The following is a 22283-nucleotide window of genomic DNA, read 5'->3' as shown; positions in this document are numbered from 1 at the left end:
CATCACCGCCCGCGACACGGCCAGCATTTCGGCGCTGGCCGGCAACGTGTCCGTGTCCGTCGGCGGCCGCGTGGCGGCCGGCATGGCCTTCGCGGTCAACCGGGTGTTCGACACCGTCTACGCGGGCGCGGTGGGATCGGCGCTGTCCGCCGCGGGCGACATCGTGGTCCAGGCGACCTTCGCCCGGCCCGACGACATGCCGCCGGGATTGGACGCCCAGATCTCCACCATGGCGGTCAGCGGCGCGGTCGCGGCCGGCGGGTCCGGCGCCAACGTGGGCTTCGGCGGCTCGGCGGTGCTCAACTGGATCGCCAACACCATCACGGCCGAGATCGCCGGCACCGCCAGCGGCCAGGCCGTGACGGCGGGCGGCGACCTGCTGGTCCAGGCGCGCGACGCCTCCACCATCAACAGCCTGGCCGGCGCGGTGGCGCTGGGCCTGGGCAGCCAGGGCGCCAGCGTCGCCGTGGGCGCCAGCCTGTCGTACAACTACGTGGGCGGCGCGCCGCTGGGCATCTCGCGCTCGCATTCCGTGAAGGCGCTGATCCGCGACACCGAAGGCCTGGTGAGCGGCGGACACGTGCAGGTGTCCTCGCGCTTCGAGGGCGCGATCAACAACATCACCGTCGCAGGCAGCGTGGCCGTGGGCACCGTGGCGGTGGCGGTGGGCGGCTCCGTGTCCATCAACCGGGTCAACAGCCGCAACGAGGCAGGCATCCGCAATGCCCGCCAGATCGAATCGCGCGCGACCGGCGGCTCGCTGGCGGGCGTGGCGGTGCAGGCGCGCGACGACGGCTATGTGCTGGCCGTGGCCGGCGGGCTGGGCGTGGCGGTGTCGCCGGGCAGCGGCGCGGGCATCGCGGCCGGGGTCGCGGCGACCGACAACCGGATCGGCAACCAGACGCTGGCCTACATCGACGGCACCAGCGAGACCAATGCGGGCTCCACCACCCTGGTGCGCACGCAGACCGGCATTGCGGTCGATGCGGTCAACAATTCGCGCATCGTCTCCGTCTCCATCGGCGTGGCGGCGGCGGTGGCCGCGGGGCAGGGCTTTGCCGGCGCGGGCGCCGGCGCCGGCAGCGGCAACACCATCGAAGGCTCGGTCGAGGCGCGCCTGACGCGGGTCGACACGCCGTCCGGCGGCACGCTGAATCAAGGCGCGGTGCGCGTCTCGGCCGCGAACACGGGCAGCATCGTGACCGTGGCCGGCGCGCTGGGCGTGGCGGTATCGGCCGGCAGCGCCGGCGTGGGCGCGTCCATCGGCGTGTCGGTGGCGATCAGCAGCATCGCCACCACGGTGCGCGCGCGGGTGGAGGATTCCGTCCTGCGCGTGGCCAATGCCGGCGTCACCGTCAAGGCCAGCGACGAGGCCAGCATCACGGCGATCGCCATCGGCGGCGCGGTCGCGGTGCAGGCCGGCGCGGCCGGCGTGGCCATCGCGGTCGGCACCAGCGTCGCGGTCAACAAGGTATTCAACACGGTCGAGGCCACGGTCTCGGGCGGCCGCATCGAGACGGGCGGCGGCAAGCTGACGCTCAGCGCCACCCAGCAGGCGGATATCCTGTCGGTGGTCCTGGGCGCATCCGTCGCGGTGTCGGCGGGCAGCAGCGCCAACGCCGCCATCGGCGGCGGCGGCGCGCTGGCGCGCAACGTGATTTCGGCCAGCGTGCGCGCCGGCATCAGCGGCGCCATCATCGACACCCGCGCCTCGGGCGGCGCGGCGGGCGCGGTGGACGTGCTGGCCCTGGGCCTGTCGCGCATCAACGCGGTGGTGTTGGGCATGTCGGCCTCGGTCTCGGTCAGCCAGTACGCCGCGGCCTCGGCCTCGATCGGCGTGGCCATGGCCGAGAACGTCATCGGCTACGACGTCAACAGCGCCGGCCAGGTGGTCGCGCTGGGCGCGGGCCGTCCGGCCAATGAGATCGTGGCCTTCATCGACCGCAGCGCCGTCACGGCGGGCGCGGTCAGCGTGGATGCGCGCAACGTCTCGTTCAAGGCCAACGGCGATGTGGACCGCAAGCAGAGCATCGACGCGGTCGTGGTGGCTGGCGCGGTGGCGGTGTCGGTGGCCTATGCGCCGCCCGTCGTCGACGGCGCCAGCCTGGCCGTCTCCGGCGCCGGCGCTGGCGCGCGCGCGGTCAACAAGATCCAGACCGGCATCACGGCGCGCATCAGCGACCAGAACCAGCAGAACCGCTTCGAGGCGGGCAGCGTGACCGTCAGGGCGCTGGACCAGGCCGAGATCAACAGCACCATCGCCGCGGTGGCGATCGCCGTGGCGGTGTCGCTGGGTGCGACCGCCGCCTTGTCGGTGGCCGCCTCGCTGGCGCAGAACGAGATCGGCAACACCACGCTGGCGACCATGGACGGCTTGCGGATCGCCGGCGCGCCGGCGATCACGGTCAAGGCCGACAGCCAGGCCGCCATCACGACCGTGTCGGTCGCGGTGTCGGTGAGCGTGGGCGCGGGCCTGGGCGGCGTCTCGCTCGCGGGCGGCGGCGCCAATGCGCGCAACCTGATCGGCTCGTCCGCGACGGCGCTGGTCAACGGTTCGCGCATCGACGGCAATGCGGGCAATGCGTTGACCATCGATGCCGACATGAGCGGCACCATCAAGGCAACCGTGGTGGTCGCCAGCGTGGGCTTCACGGCGGCCGGCGCCTCGCTGGCCATCGGCTCGGCACTGGCCGAGAACAGCATCACGGAAACGGCCGGCGCGCGCGCCGGACTGACCGGCAGCAAGCTGTCCAACCTGGGCGCGGTGTCGGTCACGGCCGACAGCGTGCAGCGGCTGGAAGCCAAGGTCGGGGCCGGCGCGGTGGCGGTGGCCATGGGCGGCGTGGCGCTGGCCGGCGCCGGCGCGGCGGCCTTCAACACGAGCAAGGCGGTCACCCGTGCCTATGTGGATGGCCTGACCCAGGTCGACACCGCCGTGCGCGCGGCCGAGAGCCTGACGGTCAAGGCGACCAATACCTCGACGCTGGAGGCGACGGCGGTCGGCGCCAGCGCGGCGGGAACGGGTTCCGGCCTGGCCCTGTCGGTGGGCGCGGCCGTGGCCGGCAACAAGACCCTGGGAGCCGTCGAGGCCTATGTCGACAACAGCGTGTTGTCGGTGAGCGGCACGGGCGCGCAGATGGCGCGCCTGAGCGTCGCTGCGCAGGACGGCAGCACCCTGAAGGCCAAGGCCGTCGGCGCCTCGCTGGCCTTCTCCATGCAGGGCGGTTCGGTGGCGGTGGGCGCCACCGATGTCAAGAATGTGGCGGCGGCCAGCGTGCAGGCGCGCGTCAGCGGCGCCACGATCACGGTGTCCGACGGCGTATCGGTCACGGCCAGGCAAACCGCCACGGTGGACAGTGTCTCCGTGGCGGCCTCGGCGGCGGTCGCGCTGACGGGCGTGGCGGTTTCCGGCGCGGGCGCGGGCAGTTCCCAGGTCGTGGCGAACGAGACGGGCAGCCGCCTCACGGGCTCGACCGTGACGGCCGGCACCGGCGTGTCGGTCACGGCCGAGAACACGTCGACCATCACCGCCGTGACCGGCGCGGTGGCGGCCAGCGTCACCGGCGCCGGCCTGGGCGCCAGCATGGGCGTGTCCATCGCCAGCAATACCTTCGGCGCCTATTCGGGTGACGGCGTGACGCGCACCAACGGCGCGCAGGCCTACATCGCCAACAGCACCGTCACCGTGGCCAAGGGCAATCTCGATGTGCTGGCGACGTCCAGCGAGACCCTGAACAGCGTCAACTTCGCCGGCGCGCTGGCCGTGGTCGGCGCGGGCGTGGCGGTGGCCGGCTCGGGCGTGCAGGTCAGTAACCGCTATGCCAGCAACACCTCGGCCTACATAGACGGCTCGACGATCACCGTCGGCATCGACGGCGAGCGCGGCTCGCTGACGGTGCGGGCCAAGGACGACAGCATCATCGAACGCTCGGCTGCCTATGGCGTGGCGGCGTCGCTGGGCCTGGCGCCCGGCGCCAGCGTGTCGCTGGTGGTGTCGCTGGTCGACACCACGGCGGAAAACACCGTGTCGGCCTATATCGGCACGGCCGGTGGCAAGGAGGTCGGCGCCTACGACAATCTGTCCGTGCTGGCGCTGGAGAAGACGCAGTTCAAGAACCTGGAGGCGGTGACGGCCTCGGTCGCGGCCAGCGCCGGCGTGGCCGGCGCGGGCGCCGGCGTGCGCGTCACCAACAACACGCGCAACAACGTCAGCGCCCGTATCACCGGCAATGGCAAGGTTGGCGCCCTGGGCGCGCTGGCCGTGAAGGCCGACACCAATGTGCTGGCGGAAATCGACCTGACCCAGGTCAGCGTGGCCGTGGGCGTGATCGGCGCGGCGGTGGGCGTGGGCATCGCGGAGAATATCTCCCGCGACACCACCACGGCCTCGGTGTCCGAGGCGCAGGTGTCGGCGCCGAGCGTCAGCGTGGACGCGCTGGTGGCGGTGGACTTCAGCCGCACCCAGACCGCCGGCGTGGCCGCCACGACGGGTCTGGCCGTGAACGTCAACAAGGCGAAGGTGGATATCGGCGCGACCACGCTGGCCGAGGCGCGCAACGGCGCCGTGCTCAACGGCGTGGGCGTGACCACGGCGTCCGGCAGGACGCCCGGCCTGGTCAGCGTCAACGCGCAAGGCACGTACTATGGCAAGGCCTATTCCAAGGCGATCACCGGCGGTGTGATCGGCGTCGGCGTGATGAGCGCCGAAACCGTGCTGCAGGGCTCGCTCAAGGCCGTGGTCGACAACGCCAGCCTGCGCGGCGACGTGGTCGGCGTCACGGCCAGGGCGACGACCGACCGCAACGGCGAGGCCGGCCTGCTGGCCGAGGCGCGCTCGCTGGAAGTGGGCGGCCTCACCATTTCGGTGGACAGCGCCAGGCTGAGCACCAGCCTGGACGCGCGCGTGGAAATCTCCAACCGCGCGCAGATCGAGGGCACGCTGCTGAACATCTCGGCCAGCCAGGCGCAGTCGGTGGGTGTCAGCATGGACGCCGGCACCATCGCCCTGGTGGCGGGCCGGCAGGGCAAGATCGATGCCGACATCGGCGGCTCGTCCTATGTCGGCATCGGCGGCGGGGCGCGGGTCATCGGCAACAAGGTCGACATCCGCGCCAGCAACACGGTGCGCGGCGAATCCGCGCTCAGCGCCTATTCGGTCAAGCTGGTGGGCGCCGACGTCAGCAAGCATGACGTCAAGATCCGTCCGCAGTCCGTCATCGAGGTGAGCGGCGCGCGCGCGGCCGGCGACACCATCGACACGGCCGGCGCGACGGTGGTGCAGGCCAGGGGGAACTACGGCACTCCGGGCATGCTGGACATGGTGGCGACCAACGACATCATCTACACCCAGCGCAACAAGATCACCGGCGTGGCGGGATTCACCGTCACGCTGTCGACCAACCACCTGAGCACCGACGGCGCGCTGGCCCAGGTCAAGATCAACGGCGCCTTCGTGCGCAACACCTTTGGCGACGTGACGCTGGCGGCCAATACGCGCGGCGTGACCACGACGATCAGCGACATGCTGATCATCTCGGTGGCCAGCGCGAGCAAGACCGACAGCAACAACGACCTGACCGTGCGCAACAGCATCCAGATCGACAATTCGTCGATCGAGGGCGACAACATCCTGGCGCTGGCCGGCAACAGCAAGGTCTCGGATCCGCTGTCCACGGGCTATCTGCTGGCCAACGACAACGTCTCGTTCACGATGGTGGGCGTGGCGCAGATCCCGCTGGTCAACAGCGGCGCCAAGGCGCGCCAGATCAACACCATCCTGATCGACGGCGTGGCGACGAATGGCTCGCTGATCAAGGCGCAGCGCAACGTGCGCCTGGAAACCAACCCGTCGATGCTGGACCAGGCCAAGGTGAACGGCTCGGTGCAGGTGATCGGCCTGAACCTGAACCCGACGGTCAAGCTGGCCGACGGCGTGGTCGACAAGGCATCGAGCAAGGTCGCGACCTCGTCGGCCACGCGCATCATCGCCGGCGTGAATAACGCGGCGAACGTATTCGTGATCCCGGCCGAGCTGCTCAAGGCGCTGGCCCAGGCGGGCGTGCTGGTGCTGCCCACGCAGGCCAACCCGACGGTCTCGTTCGACCCGAACTCGCCCGCCGTCAAGGCCATCCTGGAAAAGCTGCTGGGCGCCAACTCGACCAGCCTGAACGGCGCCGGCGGCACGGTCAACATCGACGTGCGCTATGAGCTGACGGCGTTCCGCGCGCAGGACATCGAGGTCAACGTCACGACCGGCATGATCATCAAGAAGGGCAACGACTATTACTACTACGACAGCCTGGACAGCCGCAACCTGAACCTGGCCACGGAAAACTACGGCAACAGCTACTGGAAGAAGAACCCGCCCTCGCTGACGCAGGACGACAAGGACGGCGCGCTGGACTGGGACTTCGGCAGCTTCGCGGCCGACAAGGTGGGCAGCATCTACTACGTGCTGAAGACGGTGGACCTGGGCCAGCCGGTGCTGCGCTACGCCAGCCAGCAGAACATCATCAGCCAGCAGATCCGCACGCTGACCAAGATGCAGTCCGAGCACGCCTCCGACCCGCAGGCGGTGGCGCGCTACCAGGCCAACATCGCGGCGCTGCAGCAGCAGCTCAAGAGCCTGCAGCTGACGGACAGCAAGGGCCGTTACCTGGATTCGTTCTACACCTTCTACGTTGATATCCCCAACCTGTACGCGTCCGGCGGCTCGGTCTATGTGAGCGCGGCCGATACCAGCGGGGTGAAGACGGGCGGCATCGACGCGCGCGCCAACACACAGATCAACATCGTCAACGATTCGCCGATGCTGATGAACGTGAACGACGCCGTCGTCATGGACGGCACCATCATCCGCCCGGGCTCCGACGGCGAGATGAAGATCTTCAAGTCCGGTCATCTGTACATCAACGACGCGTCGGTCAAGGGCGCGACCGGTTCCGACGTGGCGGAAGTGCGCGTGTTGCAGCTGAAGAACGGCTGGGCCGCCGATCCATTCGGCGGCGCGCTGGACGCCGAGATGATGGCGCTGGTGGGCAACGCGCCGGTGGACCTGAACCTGCTGGGCGCGGTGGTCAATCCGCTGGGCAAGGTCTCGGTGGTCAACACGCTGGGCAGCATCAACGTCACCGGCACGATCTCGGCGCTGAGCCTGGACATCCAGGCCAAGGGCAACTTCAGCCTGCAGAGCGACGGCTGGTTCAATACCGGCGCCGATCCCACGGTGCTGGAGAACAGCTGGAAGTTCATCGTCGACTACTTCAAGAACAATGCCGCCAGCACCGGCGCCAGTGAAACGGCCTCGGACGTGCTGCTGAAGTGGGGCTACCGCAACCTCGGTTCCTTCTCCTCCTACATCGCCAGAGACAAGGCGGCCAGCGATTCGCGCATCTTCGCGCTGGGCGCGGTGAACATATCGGCCCTGACGCTGAACATCGACGGCAAGATCCAGAGCGGGGTCACGGACGCCTATATCCGCATCGATTCGTCCTTCCGGGGCGACAAGAACAAGTCGTTGCAGGACAACAATGGCTACGCGAGCAGCGGCGTGTCGTACAGCGCCGACGGATCCATGAATCGCTTTGGCGCGATCACGGGCCGCTTCGACTACGCCACGCAGACCATCATCCTGGATCCGATCCGGCTGGCGGGCGGCAGCATCACGCTGACGGGCCAGATCATCTCGGTGGGCAACGGCAACCTGATCGTCGCCAACGGTTATGCCTCGGTGCGCATCGACAACCAGACCACCTATGCGCTGGTGACCGGCGACATCGACGTCAGCACCTACCGCAAGGGCCGCATCGAGATCATCGACACCGCGCGCGGCCAGCGCGACCTGTACGAGCTCAACGGCGCGGACCAGGTGGTGCACACGGTCTGGAACAAGTTCGTCCAGGTGACGAATGCCGGCGTGGGGCAGCCGGGCTGGGTCTGGGTCTACGACAACGGCAGCGGCCCGGGCAACACGGCCGGCTCCAGCGCCGTGGTGGGGAACCTGGGCGGCCAGCTGACCACGACCTACAAGCCGGCCCAAGGCCAGGTGATGGTCTGGGTCATGGGCTGGGAATCCAGCGAAACGACCACGACCACCTACGTCACCAAGCAGCTCAACCTGATCGGCGACGGCGTCGATCCGCTGGGCTGGCTGACCAACAAGAACACCACCAAGAAGGGCCCCTACGTCACCTATGCGCAGTCGCGCCCGGTGCTGGTGTCGACCGTGGTGGCCTATACCAGTGAATCTTCCGTGCCGGGCGTGCTGCGGGACCAGCTCGCGGCCAGCGGCAAGCTGAAAGACGTGGTCCTGCCCAACTACGTGGAAGGCAGCGGCAAGCAGGAGCTGCGGGCGGACCCGAACGGGCCGATCTACATTCCGGGACTGGGCCGCTTCAGCGTGGTGACGGTGGGCGGCCAGCAGCTGGAGAGTTCCGACTTCGTCGTCACCTACCGCAAGTACAACACCAGCGTCATCGTGCGCAACGACGGGCCGCATTCCAGCGGCGGCGGCTGGCTGCGCACCAAGACCACCACGCTGACGCAGGTGGTCGAGAAGAAGCAGCAGGAGCTTTATACCTTCTACGTGCCGGCCTCGCAGGACATCAACCTGACGTTCCTGGGCTCCAGCTCGCAGCCGAACGCGGTCTATATCCGCAGCAACGGCGACGTGACGCTGGGCGGCAACGTGATCGTCGGCAATGGCAAGACCGTGCGCATCGAGGCCGTGTCGTCGTCGAAGTCGACGTCCATCACGACTCGCGGCGAGGTCGGCATCCTGGCGCGCGATCCCAATGGGCAGATCCAGCCGGGCACCGCCTCGGTGAATGTCGAGGCCTATGCGCTGGGCGGTTCCATCCAGTTGAACGTCATGGGTTCGGCGGGCTATACCCGGGCCGAGGCGCGCAACGATATCCGGCTGACCTATTTCTCCGAGGGCGGCACCAGCTCCCGGGCCATGCTGCAGAAGGTGGCCTCGTCGGCCGGGACCGTCTATATCGAGGCGCTCAACGGCATCTACGCGCACGCCTCGGCCGGCAACGACACCGTGGTGCTGGGCAATCGCGTCGAGCTGAACGCCGGCTATGGCGCCATCGGCTCGGCCGCCAAGGCGCTGTCCATCCATGCGCGCCAGGGCTTCGCGGCCCAGGCCGGACTGGCCGGCGGCGTGGCCGGCGCCGACAAGAGCATTTACATCGCGCAGAACGTGGCCAACGCCGACCTGGTGCTGGTCAAGCCGGTGAACTGGGTCAATCCGCAGGCCTCGGTGTACTCGCAGCTGGGCAGTGTCAGCATCACGCTCAACGGCGGCTCGCTGCTGGACGGCGAGAAGGCCGATACCCGCACCGCGACCGAGAAGGCCTATCCCACGGTCACGGCCAGGATCCTGGCGGATCTGAACGCGCAGATCGCGCGGTACGAAGGCTATTGGTCGGGCGTGCGGGCATTGCAGGTGGCCAGCATCACGCTGGGCGGCGCCGGGACCTTCCTGAGCACCCAGCTCGAAGGCGATGGGCGCTACCTGGCCGTGGCTTTCGAGCGCGCCGGCGACTACGAGGCCCTGCTGAAGGCGGCGGTGGACGGCGGGCGCCTGGTGCGCCTGGCGTACAACAACAGCCTGAACGGCAACGCGCGCCAGGAAATCCTGGGCAAGCTGATCGCGGTGTCGAACGACGGCCTGAACTACCGCTTCCAGTTCTCGGTCTACGATTCGGCGACCGGCCTGTTTGCCGCGCCGGTGTCGATGGCCTCGCTCGGCTACACCGCCGGCAGCCAGGGCGTGCTGTTCGGCCCGGCCTATGGCCTGGCCGGCGCCACCGACACGTCCAACGCCAATCTGCCGATCCGCTTCACCCTGCCGGCGACGCTGCCGGCCTCGACCCTGGGGTCCGGCGTCCTGCAGATGACGTTCACGCAGGCGCAGCTGAACCAGCTGGCCGCCAGCGGCAATGGCGCCGACGTGCTGGCCGCGCTGCGCAAGTACACCTATGTCGAGATCGGCGGCCAGAAGCTGCTGATCGACCAGATCCTGCCGGTCATGAAGAATGGCGGGTACTGGGGATCGCAGGACTTCGACACGGTGCTGATCACGCTGAAGACGCCCTATGTGGGCATCTCCGCGTCGACCAACGGCCACGTGTCGCTCAATGTGGTGCTGGGCGGCGGCAGCGGCGAGTATGGCGGCGAGAACTACGCCGACAAGGTCCAGGCCGCGCGGCCCGGGGTGCCGGCCAACGGAACGCAGGTCAAGAACCCGCCGGCTGGCGACAGCGACATCACGAATGCGGTCATCGCGGCGATCAACGCCTACAACACCGCCCATCCCTCGGCCAAGATCCCGACCGGCCCGGGTTCGCTGTACGACCTGCTGACCAACACCGCGCTGGGCAAGGCCGGCTCGGTGATCCAGCGCAGCGTCACCAGCAATACCATCGCGCTGGCCGGTGCCGCGCTGGGCTGGCAGATTCCGGCCACCGTCTCGTCGGTGCAGGAATACGTCGCCTGGCTCAACGACCCGGCCAATGGCCTGGTGGGCAGCGAGATCAAGCTGACCATCGACGGCGTCGAGGTCACGCGCCGGATCCAGTCCTTCGACCTGAAGCGCGCGGACGGTTCGGTGTCCATGGGCATCTACCACCCGGACAACTATCTGTCGCTGGTGCTGGACGATACCGTCACGCTGAAGCACTACTACGTGCGCGACGGCAGCGACACCGTCGTCGCCCAGCAGCTGCCGTCCGAACTGACCTTCGGCCTGACGGGCCTGGGCAAGGGCGACAACAAGGGCGAGATCGCCTATGCGATCCGGCGCGGCCTGGGCGCGACCGCGCTCATGCAGGGCTCGCTCGCGGTGGACAGCCGCTCGGCCTGGGGCTGGTGGGGCAATCAGAACCTCACCTTCTACCAGTACACCGAGACGACGACGGGCGGCGCGGCCAGGTATGGCAACTATGTGAGCCTGGGCAACGGCTTCAGCTGGGACCTGAGCGCGTCCAACCTGAGCGACGGCGCGCGCATCCAGATGCTCAACGCGATCAAGTCCCTGCTCGCCAGCGGCCAGAACATTTCGTTGACCGGCCTGGACCTTTTCATGACCAACGATGGCACCACGCGCACGGGCCATCAGCTGGGTGTCTACGACAACGGCAAGCTCAAGATCGTGTCCGTGGTGGACGAGTTCGGCAATCCGCTGACGGCCCAGAGCCCGGACAGCGCCTGGCTCAAGGGCCGGATCGTGTTCGCCGGCGATGTCTACGCCGAGGAATCGCAGCTCAAGGCGCTGTACGCCTACCGCAATCTGGACACCAATGATCCGAACTGGAGCCAGAAGCCGATCGATCTGGGCGGCATGGTGGTCAACGCGGGCATCCGGCTGGTCGACTCCGGCTTCGCGCAGCAGTCGCTGGCCGCCAAGGGCGCGGCCTCGCTGACGCTGGCCGGCAACGACGCGCTGACGCGCGGCCAGCGCGTGGAGCTGAGCTTCGCCGGCTCCAGCCAGACGCTGGTCTACTACATCAAGAGCGTGAACGGCCGCGTGGTGACGCTGGCCGACACGGCGGACAACGCCTTCCTGCCCAATGGCGAGGTGCTGACGCTGGAGCAGATCCTGAAGGCCGTGGGCGCCACGCCCGGCGCCATCTCGGTCAGGCTGCTGGACGCCTCGGCCAGCGGCGCGTCCGTCGCCACGGACGACGTCATCACCCTGACCAAGACCGACATCGTGCCGGTGCTCGATGCCGCCGGCAACGTGACCGGCTACCGCAATCTGCAGAACTACGACCGGGTCTACCTGAACGACGCGCTGGCCAAGGATGGCAAGACCATCAGCCTGCAGAACAACGTGGCCTACTACGTGCTGGTCGAGAGCGGCAACCGCGTTCGCCTGTTCGCGTCCAAGGAACAGGCCATGCTGTACCAGCAGTTCGAGCAGCTCAGGCAGACGCCGGACGGGCAGGCCCTGATTAAATCGCTGTTCACCGACGCGGGCATCATGCCGCAGTTGCTGACGGGATTCGCCGCTGCCAATCTGCGCGGCATGTTCACGGTCAGCACGCATCTGTTCCAGGCCCAGGCCGTGGCGGATCCGGCGAGCCTGAGCGCGCAGATGCAGGCCCTGCACGAGCAGTTCAAGAACCAGGCCTACGACCCCAATCACCTGCCGTCCAGCCTGAACCTGGCGGGCGTCCAGGACCTGGTGAAGTCGGTGCGCAACCAGGTGGTCTATGACTACGCCGTGAACAAGGAACTGGCGCAGACGGCCGAGTACCACAACTATTGGCGCGAGCGCCTGACCTCGACCGTGGGCGCGTCTTCGGCGCTGACGGGGCTGGCCGACGGCAGCTTCAAGCTCGCCAACATGTTCATCGTGGATGACGGCAAGGGCGGCTTGCGCGCGCTGGCGACCGGCGACGAGATCTACTTCCGCGACGCGGTCGGCGGACTGCGGGCCGACACCGCGTACTACGCCATCGTCGGCGCCGACGGCAGCATCCGCCTGGCGGCCACGCTGGCCGACGCCATGCTCTACCAGACGGGCGCGGGCCAGAACGATGCCCTGCTGGCCCTGTATCCCGGCATGGGCAAGGCTGTCACGGTGGACTTCAAGGCCACTGACCTGGCGAGCGCGCAGGCCTACGTGCGCAACTATGTCCAGAAGACCGACGCGCCGGCGCAGACGGCCGACGAGATCGCGTTGTACGGCAGCAGCTACCGGACCGGGTACTTCTTCTATTTCTCGGCGGCGACGCTGCGCAATATCGAGAACAACCTGTTGTATCCGGTGTCGGCCACCATCAACGAAAAGGTCTTCGATATCGACAGCCAGTCCGAAGGCGTGCCGCCGGCGGATCGCTTCCTGAATGTGAAGGCGGGGCAGGGTATCACGCTGCGCACCTCGGGGCAGGGCTCGATCGGCGCGCAGCTGGGCGAATACACGCTGAAGCTGCCCGACCTGAGCACGATCAGCGGCGACCAGCGCGCCAACATCTTCGACGCGCTGCCGGAGGCCGACAAGGCCATCCTGTCGCGCGCCAATGCCGCCAACCTGGCGGGCGTCTATCACACGCTGTACCGCTATATCGGGCCCGCCGGCACGGTCTCGCTGGACCGCGCCCACGTGGACTTCACCGACGCCAGCCTGTGGCGGGCGGTCAATCCCATGTTCTCGAACGATGCCGCGCTGCAGCTCGGCGCCAGGCTGGCGGCGGGCACCGAACTGCAATTCCTGTTCGCCGACCGCTTCGGCCTGTTCGAGAACAGCCGCGAGGTCTTCGTCTACAACAGCCGGATGCTGGAAGGCGCGACCGGCGGACAGCTGGCGCAGCTGCAGGCGAACATCGCCGCGGCCCGGACCGCCGGCCTGCAGGTGGTGGACATCGGCAGCGGCTTCCTGGACCCGGTCTGGAAGGCCGTCGACGTGCCATTCGTGGCGCAGGACGGCGCCAGCGCGCAGCAGCTGAAGACGGGCGCGCTGGTGGGCGACATGCGCGATCCGCGCTATCTCACCATCAACCTGACCCGCTCGCTGGCGGTGCAGGCGGTCGACGGCGTGGTGTCGGCCTATAGCGACACCACGGTGGGCCTGGACTCGCCCAAGGGCAGCATCCGCCTGGGTGACATCCATGCCGCCAAGGGCATCACCATCACGGTCAGCGCCCAGGGCGGTTCCATCATCGGCACCGACGCGGGCACGCTGGAGAGCCAGGGCCAGGTCAGCCTGGTCGCCAATCGCGACATCGTGGGGGGCACCCGCGACGCCAACGGCATCTACCAGTACGACGGCGCCAAGGCGCTGCAACTCAATCTGGGCGCGGGCCATGCGCTCTATGTCGAGGCGGGCGGCGTGGCGCGGGTGGCGCAGCAGGGCGGCGTCGACCTGAACCTGGTGCTGGCCAATACCAAGGGCACGGCCCAGGCCGGCTCCAGCTACCAGGCCGACGCCAACCTGCGCGTGGGCCAGGTGATCGCCGCCGGCAACGTCACGCTGCAGGCGGGGCAGTCGATCCTGAACGCCACGGCGGCGGGCCAGCGCCAATACGCCAACGTCACGCTCAGCGAACTGAGCGCGCAGGCGCTTGCGGCGCTGGGCTATGCGCGGGAGGTGGTCCTGATCGCGGGGCAGTCCGTCGGCCAGCTGGGCGCGGACCTGTCGGCGGACGGGTCGCCCGTGCTGGTCAATCTGTCGGCCAGCGATAGTCAGGCCGTGCTGAAGGCGCAGGCCGGAACCAGCCTGAACGTCTATGGCCTGCATGGCCTGCGCCTGGGCGGCGTGACGGTGGCGGACGGCAATGGCCTGCGCGGCGACGCGCGGATTTACGCGCTGGAAGACATCCTGAACGGCACGGCGCCGGGCCAGGCCGCGCTGACCGCGCGCAATGCCTGGCTGGGCACCCTGTCCGGCGGCATCGGCGTGGCGGCGCAGCCGCTGTTGACCGATCTGTCCGGCTATCTGATCGCGCTGGCCCAGGGGGCCGTGGCGATCAGCCAGCTGGGCGCGCATGACCTGGCGCTGGCGCACGTGGAATCGCGCAACCGCGACGAGATCCGCCTGAGCAGCCAGGCCAGTATCGTCAACGACAAGACGGCGCATCCGGGCCTGTCCGCCGGCCGCGCCGATCCGGTCGTCATCGGCGGCAGCCTGTATTTCACGGCGGCCGGCTCGGTCGGCGGCTACGGCCAATCCGACGCCGCCGGCGCGGCGGTCAACGACGCGCTGATCGTGGCGGCCATCGGGCCGCAGGCCACGCTCAACGCCACGGCCGGCGGCGACGTCGCGCTGGTGCAGGTGGCCCAGGCTGACGATGCGCAGGGCGCCACGCAGACGCTGGCGCTCAACGTGGGCCGGATCGAGGCGCGCAACGTCTGGCTGGCGGCGCGTTCCAGCGCGGCTGGCGTGGGCGGGGACATTCATGTGGCGGCCGGCTCGGCGCTCAGCGCCGTGGGCGTGGCCAGCCTGCTGGCCGGCAACAACCTGTATGTCGCCGCTCCGTCCAATGGTCAGCCCGGCGGCCTGATCTCGGCCGGACAGCGCATGAACCTGCGCGTGGACCGCGATGACCGCGGCGCCTACGGCAAGGCCTCGGCCATCACTATAGACGGCCGCCTGCTGGCGCCGGAAATCGTCATCCACGGCAGCGAGACCGGCGCCAACACCGTCCGCTTCGGCGCGACCGCCGACGCTGGCGGCGCGCTGGACGGCAACGGCTTGCTGACCCAGGGCAACACGATGCAGATCCTGGGCGGGTCCGGCCAGGACGATATCGAGATCCGCGCGCGCCTGATCGCGCAGCAGCTGCTGACGGTGTCCACGCAGGACGGTGATGACCGCGTGGTGCTGCAGTCGACCGAAACCTCGGGCGGCGTGCGCATCGAGACGGGCGCGGGCAACGACACGGTATCCGTGATCGGCACGCGCGTCGGCGGCGGATTGTCCATCTTGACCGGCGACGGCGGCAATGTCGTCACGCTGGACACGGCGACGGTCGGCGGCGACACGTCCATCACGAGCGGCAAGGACGCGGACCAGATCACGCTGGTCAACAGCGGCCTGACCGGCGGCCTGACGATCGACGCCGGCGATGGCGGCAACGTCGTCAAGCTGGATACCACAACGGTGGGCGGCGCTACACGCATCACGGCCGGCAAGGACGCGGATCAGATCACGCTGGTCAACAGCGGCCTGACCGGCGGCCTGACGATCGACGCCGGCGACGGCGGCAACGTCGTCAAGCTGGAGACGGTGACGGTGGGCGGTGATACGCGCATCACGAGCGGCAAGGACGTAGATCAGATCACGCTGGTCAACAGCGGCCTGACCGGCGGCCTGACGATCGACGCCGGCGACGGCGGCAACGTCGTCAAGCTGGATACCACGACGGTGGGCGGCGCTACACGCATCACGACCGGCAAGGACGCGGATCAGATCACGCTGGTCAACAGCGGCCTGACCGGCGGCCTGACGATCGACGCCGGCGACGGCGGCAACGTCGTCAAGCTGGAGACGGTGACGGTGGGCGGTGATACGCGCATCACGACCGGCAAGGACGCGGATCAGATCACGCTGGTCAACAGCGGCCTGACCGGCGGCCTGACGATCGACGCCGGCGACGGCGGCAATGTCGTCGCGCTGGAGACGGTTACGGTGGGCGGCGATACGTCCATCGTCACCGGCAGGGATGCCGACCAGATCACGCTGACGCGGACCGTCGGCCAGGGCATGCTGAGGATAGACGCGGGCGACGGCGACAACCGCGTGCTGCTGTCCGAGACCGTCCAGCATGGCGCGACGACGATCCTGACCGGCAACGGCCAGGATCTCATCAGCCTGTCGATGGCGGACTTCCTGGGCCGTTTGCACGTCGAATCCGGCGCCGGCAATGACAAGATCTGGATGTCGCAGATCCTGCTGGGGGCTGGCGCGACGGTGCTGGGCGGCGATGGCGACGATTACATCTATCTGTCGGCGCGGGCGCTGGCGGGCGGCGTGTCGATTTCCGGGGGAGCGGGCAACGACCTCATCGTGCTGGACAAGCTGCCGTCGCTGACCAGCCGGCAGACCGTTCCCGGTCAGGTCGATCGCGTCGACGTCGACGGCGGCGCGGGCTCCAACCGCGTCATCGTCAATCTGGCCGAGGCGCTGACCTCCGTGCTGATCAATGTCCATCATTCCGACGGGCAGGGCCGCGAGAACCTGGCGGGCGTCAACCAGCTGACCATCAATGGCACCGCGCAGGACGAGACCTTCCTGCTGCGCGCCGGCTATCTGGCCAAGCTGACGCCGCAGGGCGCGGGCTACGCCGACGCGGTGCAGCGCGTGAACTACGACCGGACCAGCACGGGCGGGCTGCGCCTGAACGCGGTGGACGGCGGCAATCGCTTCTACATCGACGACACCGGCACGCAGGTCGTCATCGACGGCGGCCGCGGCAGCGATCCGGCAAAGCGCAACGAGTTCCAGATCGGCCAGCTGTACGGGCTGGACCGGCTGCCGCCCAGTGTGGCGGCGGGCGACCGGATCGATACCGTGCGCACCACGCAGGGCTATCTGTCGCGCGGCAACAGCCATGGCATGACGATCTACGGCGCCGAGAACAGCGTCAACGTGTTCCGCATCTACAGCAATGCCGCGCCGCTGGCGTTGCATGGCGGCAAGCGCGACGACGCCTTCATGGTCTACGCCTTCAAGCAGGATCAGGCGCAGGCGGGCGGCGCGCGCGGCTACGTGCTCAACGGCGAACTGTCCATCGATGGCGGCGAGGGCGTGAACACGTACACCACGCTGGGCACGGAGGAGGATGATGCCTTCGTGCTGACGCAGGAAGGGCTGCGCGGCGCCGGGCTGAACACCCGCTACCAGAATATCCAGCGGGTGAACCTGGACGCGCGCGAGGGCAACGACCACATCTATGTGCTGTCCACGCGCAGCAACGTGATCACTACCCTGATCGGCGGCAGCGGCAGCAATACCTTCGACCTGTCGGGCGATGTGGCGGGCAATACCATCGTCAGCGGCCGCGACGGCTCGCACGGCGTGCTGGACGGCAAGCAGCCCGTCGTCGTCACCGCCCAGCCGGGCGCGCTGAACGGCAGCGGCGGCGCGCCGTTGGCGTTGTCGGTGAGCCTGGACATGGGCATCCTGCCGCGTCCGGCCAGCGGCCAGGCTTATGTGTCGCTGACCAGCGCCATGCTGGCGTCCGCGCTCTACGGCTCGCTGACGCAAGGCACGGGCCTGTCCGCCGCCGATGGGCTGGCGGCCGTGCGCCAGGGCCTGCAGGGCCGTGGCCTGCTGCTGTCGACCGACGGCGGTCAGACCTGGCATGAAAGCGTGGTGCTGGCGTTCGACGCCAATGGCGTCGGCGGGCAGGGCTGGGGTACGACCCGGCAGGTGCTGGTCAAGCTGGAGGACGGCCCGGGCATCGGCCTGCCGCCGGTGAGCCTGGCCGGCCGCGACCTGCGGCTGTCGGCCACGCTGTTCACCACGCTGCCCGGCATGCACGATGTGGCCCTGCCATCCATCGTCGTGCCGGTGGCCGATCCGGGTCACGCCGGACCGCCCAACGATCCGGGCAAGGTGCGCGCGCCGCGCGCCACCGACCAGCCAACGATCGTCGTGGATCCGGTCACGGGCGTGAGCTATGCCAACTATCCCGACCAGCCGCACGACGTGTCCGGCATCCAGGGCAGCCTGCTGATCGAGGGCGGCGCGCTGGACAAGCCGGACTACGACGGCACGCTGCGCGCCGGCGTGGGCCTGCCCGGCGAGACCGACGCGCCGCTGGGCGCGCGCAATACCGGCCAGGCGCCGACGGCCGCGGCCAACAACCGCATCCGCCTGTTCGACGACGGCACGCTCACCGGCCAGGTGGGCATGCAGGACATGGCCGGGCAGCTGAGCGGCCTGGGCAGGCTGTACAACAACCCGCAGGCGGGCGACTTCGGCCGCATCACCGGGCTGGGCATGACGCCGGGCGTGGGCGCGGCGGCGGGCAGCATCTTCCAGGCCAGCGAAGCCGGCATCCATGGCTATGACCGCGGCATCGTCTTCCACGGCGTGCAGTCGGTCAACACCATGCTGGGTCAGGGCGACGATACCTACACCGTGCGCCATGCGCCCGTGGGCACCGTGACCCTGGTGCAGGGCGGCGGCGGCAACAACACGCTGGTGGTCCAGGGAGATACCGTGGGCGGCGCCAGCCGGCCGGTGCTGCTGTTCGGCTCCACCAGCCAGGACGACCGCTACTACACCGCCACGCCCGGCCACCGGGTGGCGGGCCAGGCGCTGGCCTTCGGCAGGGCGGGCAACAACGTGCTGGACGCGCGCGGGGCGACCCAGGGCGTGATCCTGTACGGCGGCGCCGGCGACGACCTGATCTACGGCGGCTCGGGCAACGACCTGATCGCCGGCGGCGGCGGCAACAACACGATCCATGCCGGCCAGGGCAACAACATCGTGTTCGGCAATGCCGGCCTGAACCTCGACCTGGGGACGCCCATGGACATGCGCAGCTCGCCGGACCTGCGTTCGCTGTACGCGCTGACGCTGGTGCTGAGTCCGGATCAGGCCGCCGGACAGGCGGTGGGCGCGGCGGCGGACCGGCTGGCCGTCGGCGGCAACACCATCACCGCGGGCGACGGCAACAACATCGTGTTCGCCAACTTCGGCCGCATCGTGACGGTGACGCCGGTCAACTACCTGCGCGACCGGGGCGATTTCATCGATCCCGCCGCGCCGGGCGGCGAGGCCCGTTACCTGGCGGGCGCCGGCCTGCTCGCGCTGGAAACCATCAATGTGCCGACGGCGGGCCGCAATGCCATCTCGGTCGGCAGCGGGCGCAACGTGCTGTTCGGCGGCATGGGCGACGACAGCATCCGGGCGGCCGGCGGCTTCAACCTGATGGCCGGCAACGCGGCGCAGGCGCTGTACACGGCGGCGGGGCGCATCCTGTCCTTCGCTTCCACCTTCCCATCGCAGGGCGGCAACAATTCGCTCTACAACAATGGCGAAGGCGTGATGATCGGCGGCGTCGGCAACGACGTGCTGGAAAGCGGCGCGGGATCCAACGTCATGTTCGGCGACAACGGCAGGGTGACGTTCGTCAACGATCGTTTCAGCGTCGCCGAGACGCTGGATATCGCCTATGGCGGCGACGACATCCTGCTGGCGGGCACCGGCGGCAATTTCATGCTGGGCGGCCGTGGTTCCGACATGTTCCGGGGCAGCTTCTCCAAGGACGTGATGGTGGGCGATTTCGCGGCCATCTACTTCGATCTGTCGGGCAGCCGCGTCGTCAACCTGACGCGCTTCGGCCCGGGCGGCAACTCGCCCGACCTGATCACCCGCTCGCTGGAAGCGCTGTATTCCTGGCCCGGCACGCTGGGGCATGCGCCGCATCCGGTTTTCGAACGCGCCTGGACGCAACGCAGCGTGGCCTTCCTGTCCGCCGGCCACGCCGCGCAGGATGGCGGCCGCGTCAGCGTGGCGCCGGAGCGTCCGGATATCGTCATTGAACGCCACGACGGCGGCATTTCGATCTATGCTGCCGGCGATGCCACGCATGGCGAAGTCAGCATGCGTGGCGGTGCTGGTGCATCTGACGGAGGCCGGAGCATGGCGCCGTCCGGCGCGGCCGGGACGGAATCACCGGGGGACGGCGCGCGTCAGGAGCAGGATGAGCAGCAGCAAGAGCCGCAGGCCAGCGGGCAGGAGCAGGATCCGCGTCCGCGGGCGTCCGCCGGCGAGGCGGCGCCCCGGTCGTCCGCCGAGCCGGATCGGGAGCCTGACGAGCGCGCGGCCCTGGCGGCTGGCGTGGGCGTGCTGGGCCTGTCCGGCGCGCTGGGCGCGACCGGCTCGGTGGTGTTCAATTCCAAAACCAATACATGGGAGAACAAGGCCCGCCGCAAGACCGGAGTGCGCATGATCCGCCAGGACATGCCGCTGGAGGAAGCGCAGGCCCTGAGCGAGGATGAATGATCCGATCGTCGCCGCGCAGGTGAAGCGCGCGGACCTGGCCTGGTGGTCGGCGCTGTCTTCCATCGCCGACCGGCAGGCGTTCCTGCAAGCCTGGGTGGCCCTGCAGGCCAGCCAGCTCGCGGACCTGCGCCATGGCGCGCTGATCCTGGGCGAGCCGGACACCGGGCCGTTCGAGGTGGCGGCCGCCACGCCCGCCGGCAGCCGTCCCGGGCCGGGTTTCTACAACCTGGTGGATGATTGCCTGCAGGGCCGCGAGACGGCCGTGGCCGCCGACGGCCGCGCCCTGACCGTGGCCTATCCCATCGTGCTGGGCGGCCGCCTGCATGGCGTGGCCGCCTTCGAGACCGCGCCGCAGCCGCCCGAGCCCGTGGTGCAGGCCCTGCGCTGGGGCGCGGGCGTGCTGGAGGCCTGGCTGCTGCAGGGCGAGCGCAACGACAGCGCGCTGACCATCGAGCGGCTGATGTACGTCGTCAACAGCGTCGCGCGCGCCTTGAAGGAGGGCCGCTTCAAGGACGTGGCGCTGACGCTGGTGACCGACCTAGCGACCCGCCTGGAATGCGACCGCGTGAGCATCGGCTTTCGCCAGGACGGGCGCATCAAGGTGCAGGCGCTGTCGCACAGCAGCCGCCTGGTGCAGAACATGAACCTGGTGCAGGCGGTGGCCGAGGCCATGGACGAGGCCGTGGACCAGAACACCACGCTCTGCCTGCCCCAGGACGAGGGCCGCACCATCCAGCTGCGCGCCCACCACAAGCTGGCGCGCGAGTTCGGCAACCGCCACGTGCTGACCGTGCCCTTCGCGCCCGACGCCGAGGCGCGCGGCGCCTTGCTGTTCGAGCGGCCGGACGGGCGCGGTTTCGACCGCCAGGACATCGAGCTGTGCCAGAGCGTGGCGCTGCTGGCGGGCCGGGTGCTGTACCAGCGGCTGCGCCAGGAACGGCCGCTGTGGCGCAAGGGCCGCGATGCGCTGCTGCGCGAAGCGGGCCGCTTGTTCGGCGCGCGCTACATCGGCCGCAAGCTGCTGGTGCTGGCGGTGGCGGCGCTGGCGCTGTTCGCCGCGCTGGCCCACGGGCCCTATCGCGTCGGCGCGTCCGCCACCGTGCAGGGCGTGGTGCAGCGCGTGGTCGCGGCGCCGTTCGAGGGCTATATCGCCGAGGCCACCCGCCGCGCCGGCGACGAGGTCAGGCAGGGCGATGTGCTGGCCGTGCTGGATACCCGCGAGACCGAGCTGGAGCTGCTGCGCGCCGGCAACCTGGAGGTGCAGTACCGCCGCCAGGGCGAGGAGGCCATGGCGCGCGGCGACAGCGCCGCCGCCGCCATCGCCCAGGCGCAGGCGCGCCAGGCCATGGCCCAGATCCAGTTCTACCGGCAGCAGATCCAGCGTTCCAGCCTGCGCGCGCCGTTCGACGGCGTGCTGGTCAGCGGCGACCTGAGCCAGCAGCTGGGCGAGGCGGTCAAGCGCGGTCAGGAGCTGTTCAAGCTCTCGCCGCTGGACGGCTACCGCCTGTGGCTGGACGTGGAGGACCGCCAGATCGACGACGTGGCGGTGGGGCAGACCGGCAGGGTGGCGCTGGCCGCCATGCCCGACCGGCAGATCCCCTTCACGGTCACGCGCATCGTGCCGCTGGCCCAGGTCCAGGAAGGCAAGACGGTGTTCCGCCTGGAGGCCAGCCTGACGCCGGGCGAGAGCGCCACGCTGCGCCCGGGCATGGAGGGCGTGGGGCGCATCGACATCGGCGAGCGCCGCTACGCCTGGATCTGGACCCACGGCTTCATGGACTGGCTGCGCCTGAAGTGGTGGGCCTGGTTCGGGTAG

General features: G+C 69.3%; 2 protein-coding genes (1 of these 2 running past the window's edge). Both read left to right on the top strand.

Features of this window, described 5'->3' with window-relative positions; genetic code table 11:
• A protein-coding gene (locus ACEU5R_RS10380) for a DUF4347 domain-containing protein (RefSeq protein ID WP_392410080.1) crosses the window boundary here: on the top strand, positions 1 to 20467 show its 3' portion. Its footprint begins 11552 nt before the window's first position; 20467 of the gene's 32019 nt are visible here — the last part of the coding sequence; its start codon lies beyond the left edge, outside the window; its stop codon occupies positions 20465 to 20467.
• Complete coding sequence (locus ACEU5R_RS10375) at positions 20460 to 22283, top strand: efflux RND transporter periplasmic adaptor subunit (protein ID WP_392410079.1); 1824 nt, start codon at positions 20460 to 20462, stop codon at positions 22281 to 22283. Before ACEU5R_RS10380 ends, ACEU5R_RS10375 begins: the two co-directional genes overlap by 8 nt.

The organism is Achromobacter sp. 413638 (genome assembly GCF_043119405.1).
Taxonomy (GTDB): domain Bacteria; phylum Pseudomonadota; class Gammaproteobacteria; order Burkholderiales; family Burkholderiaceae_B; genus Achromobacter.
This window is presented reverse-complemented; position numbering and strand designations above follow the sequence as displayed.

What these genes read in the sequence shown, in the direction of transcription:
- ACEU5R_RS10375 (WP_392410079.1), top strand. Translation starts at nt 20,460, where the DNA reads ATGAATGATCCGATCGTCGCCGCGCAGGTGAAGCGCGCGGACCTGGCC.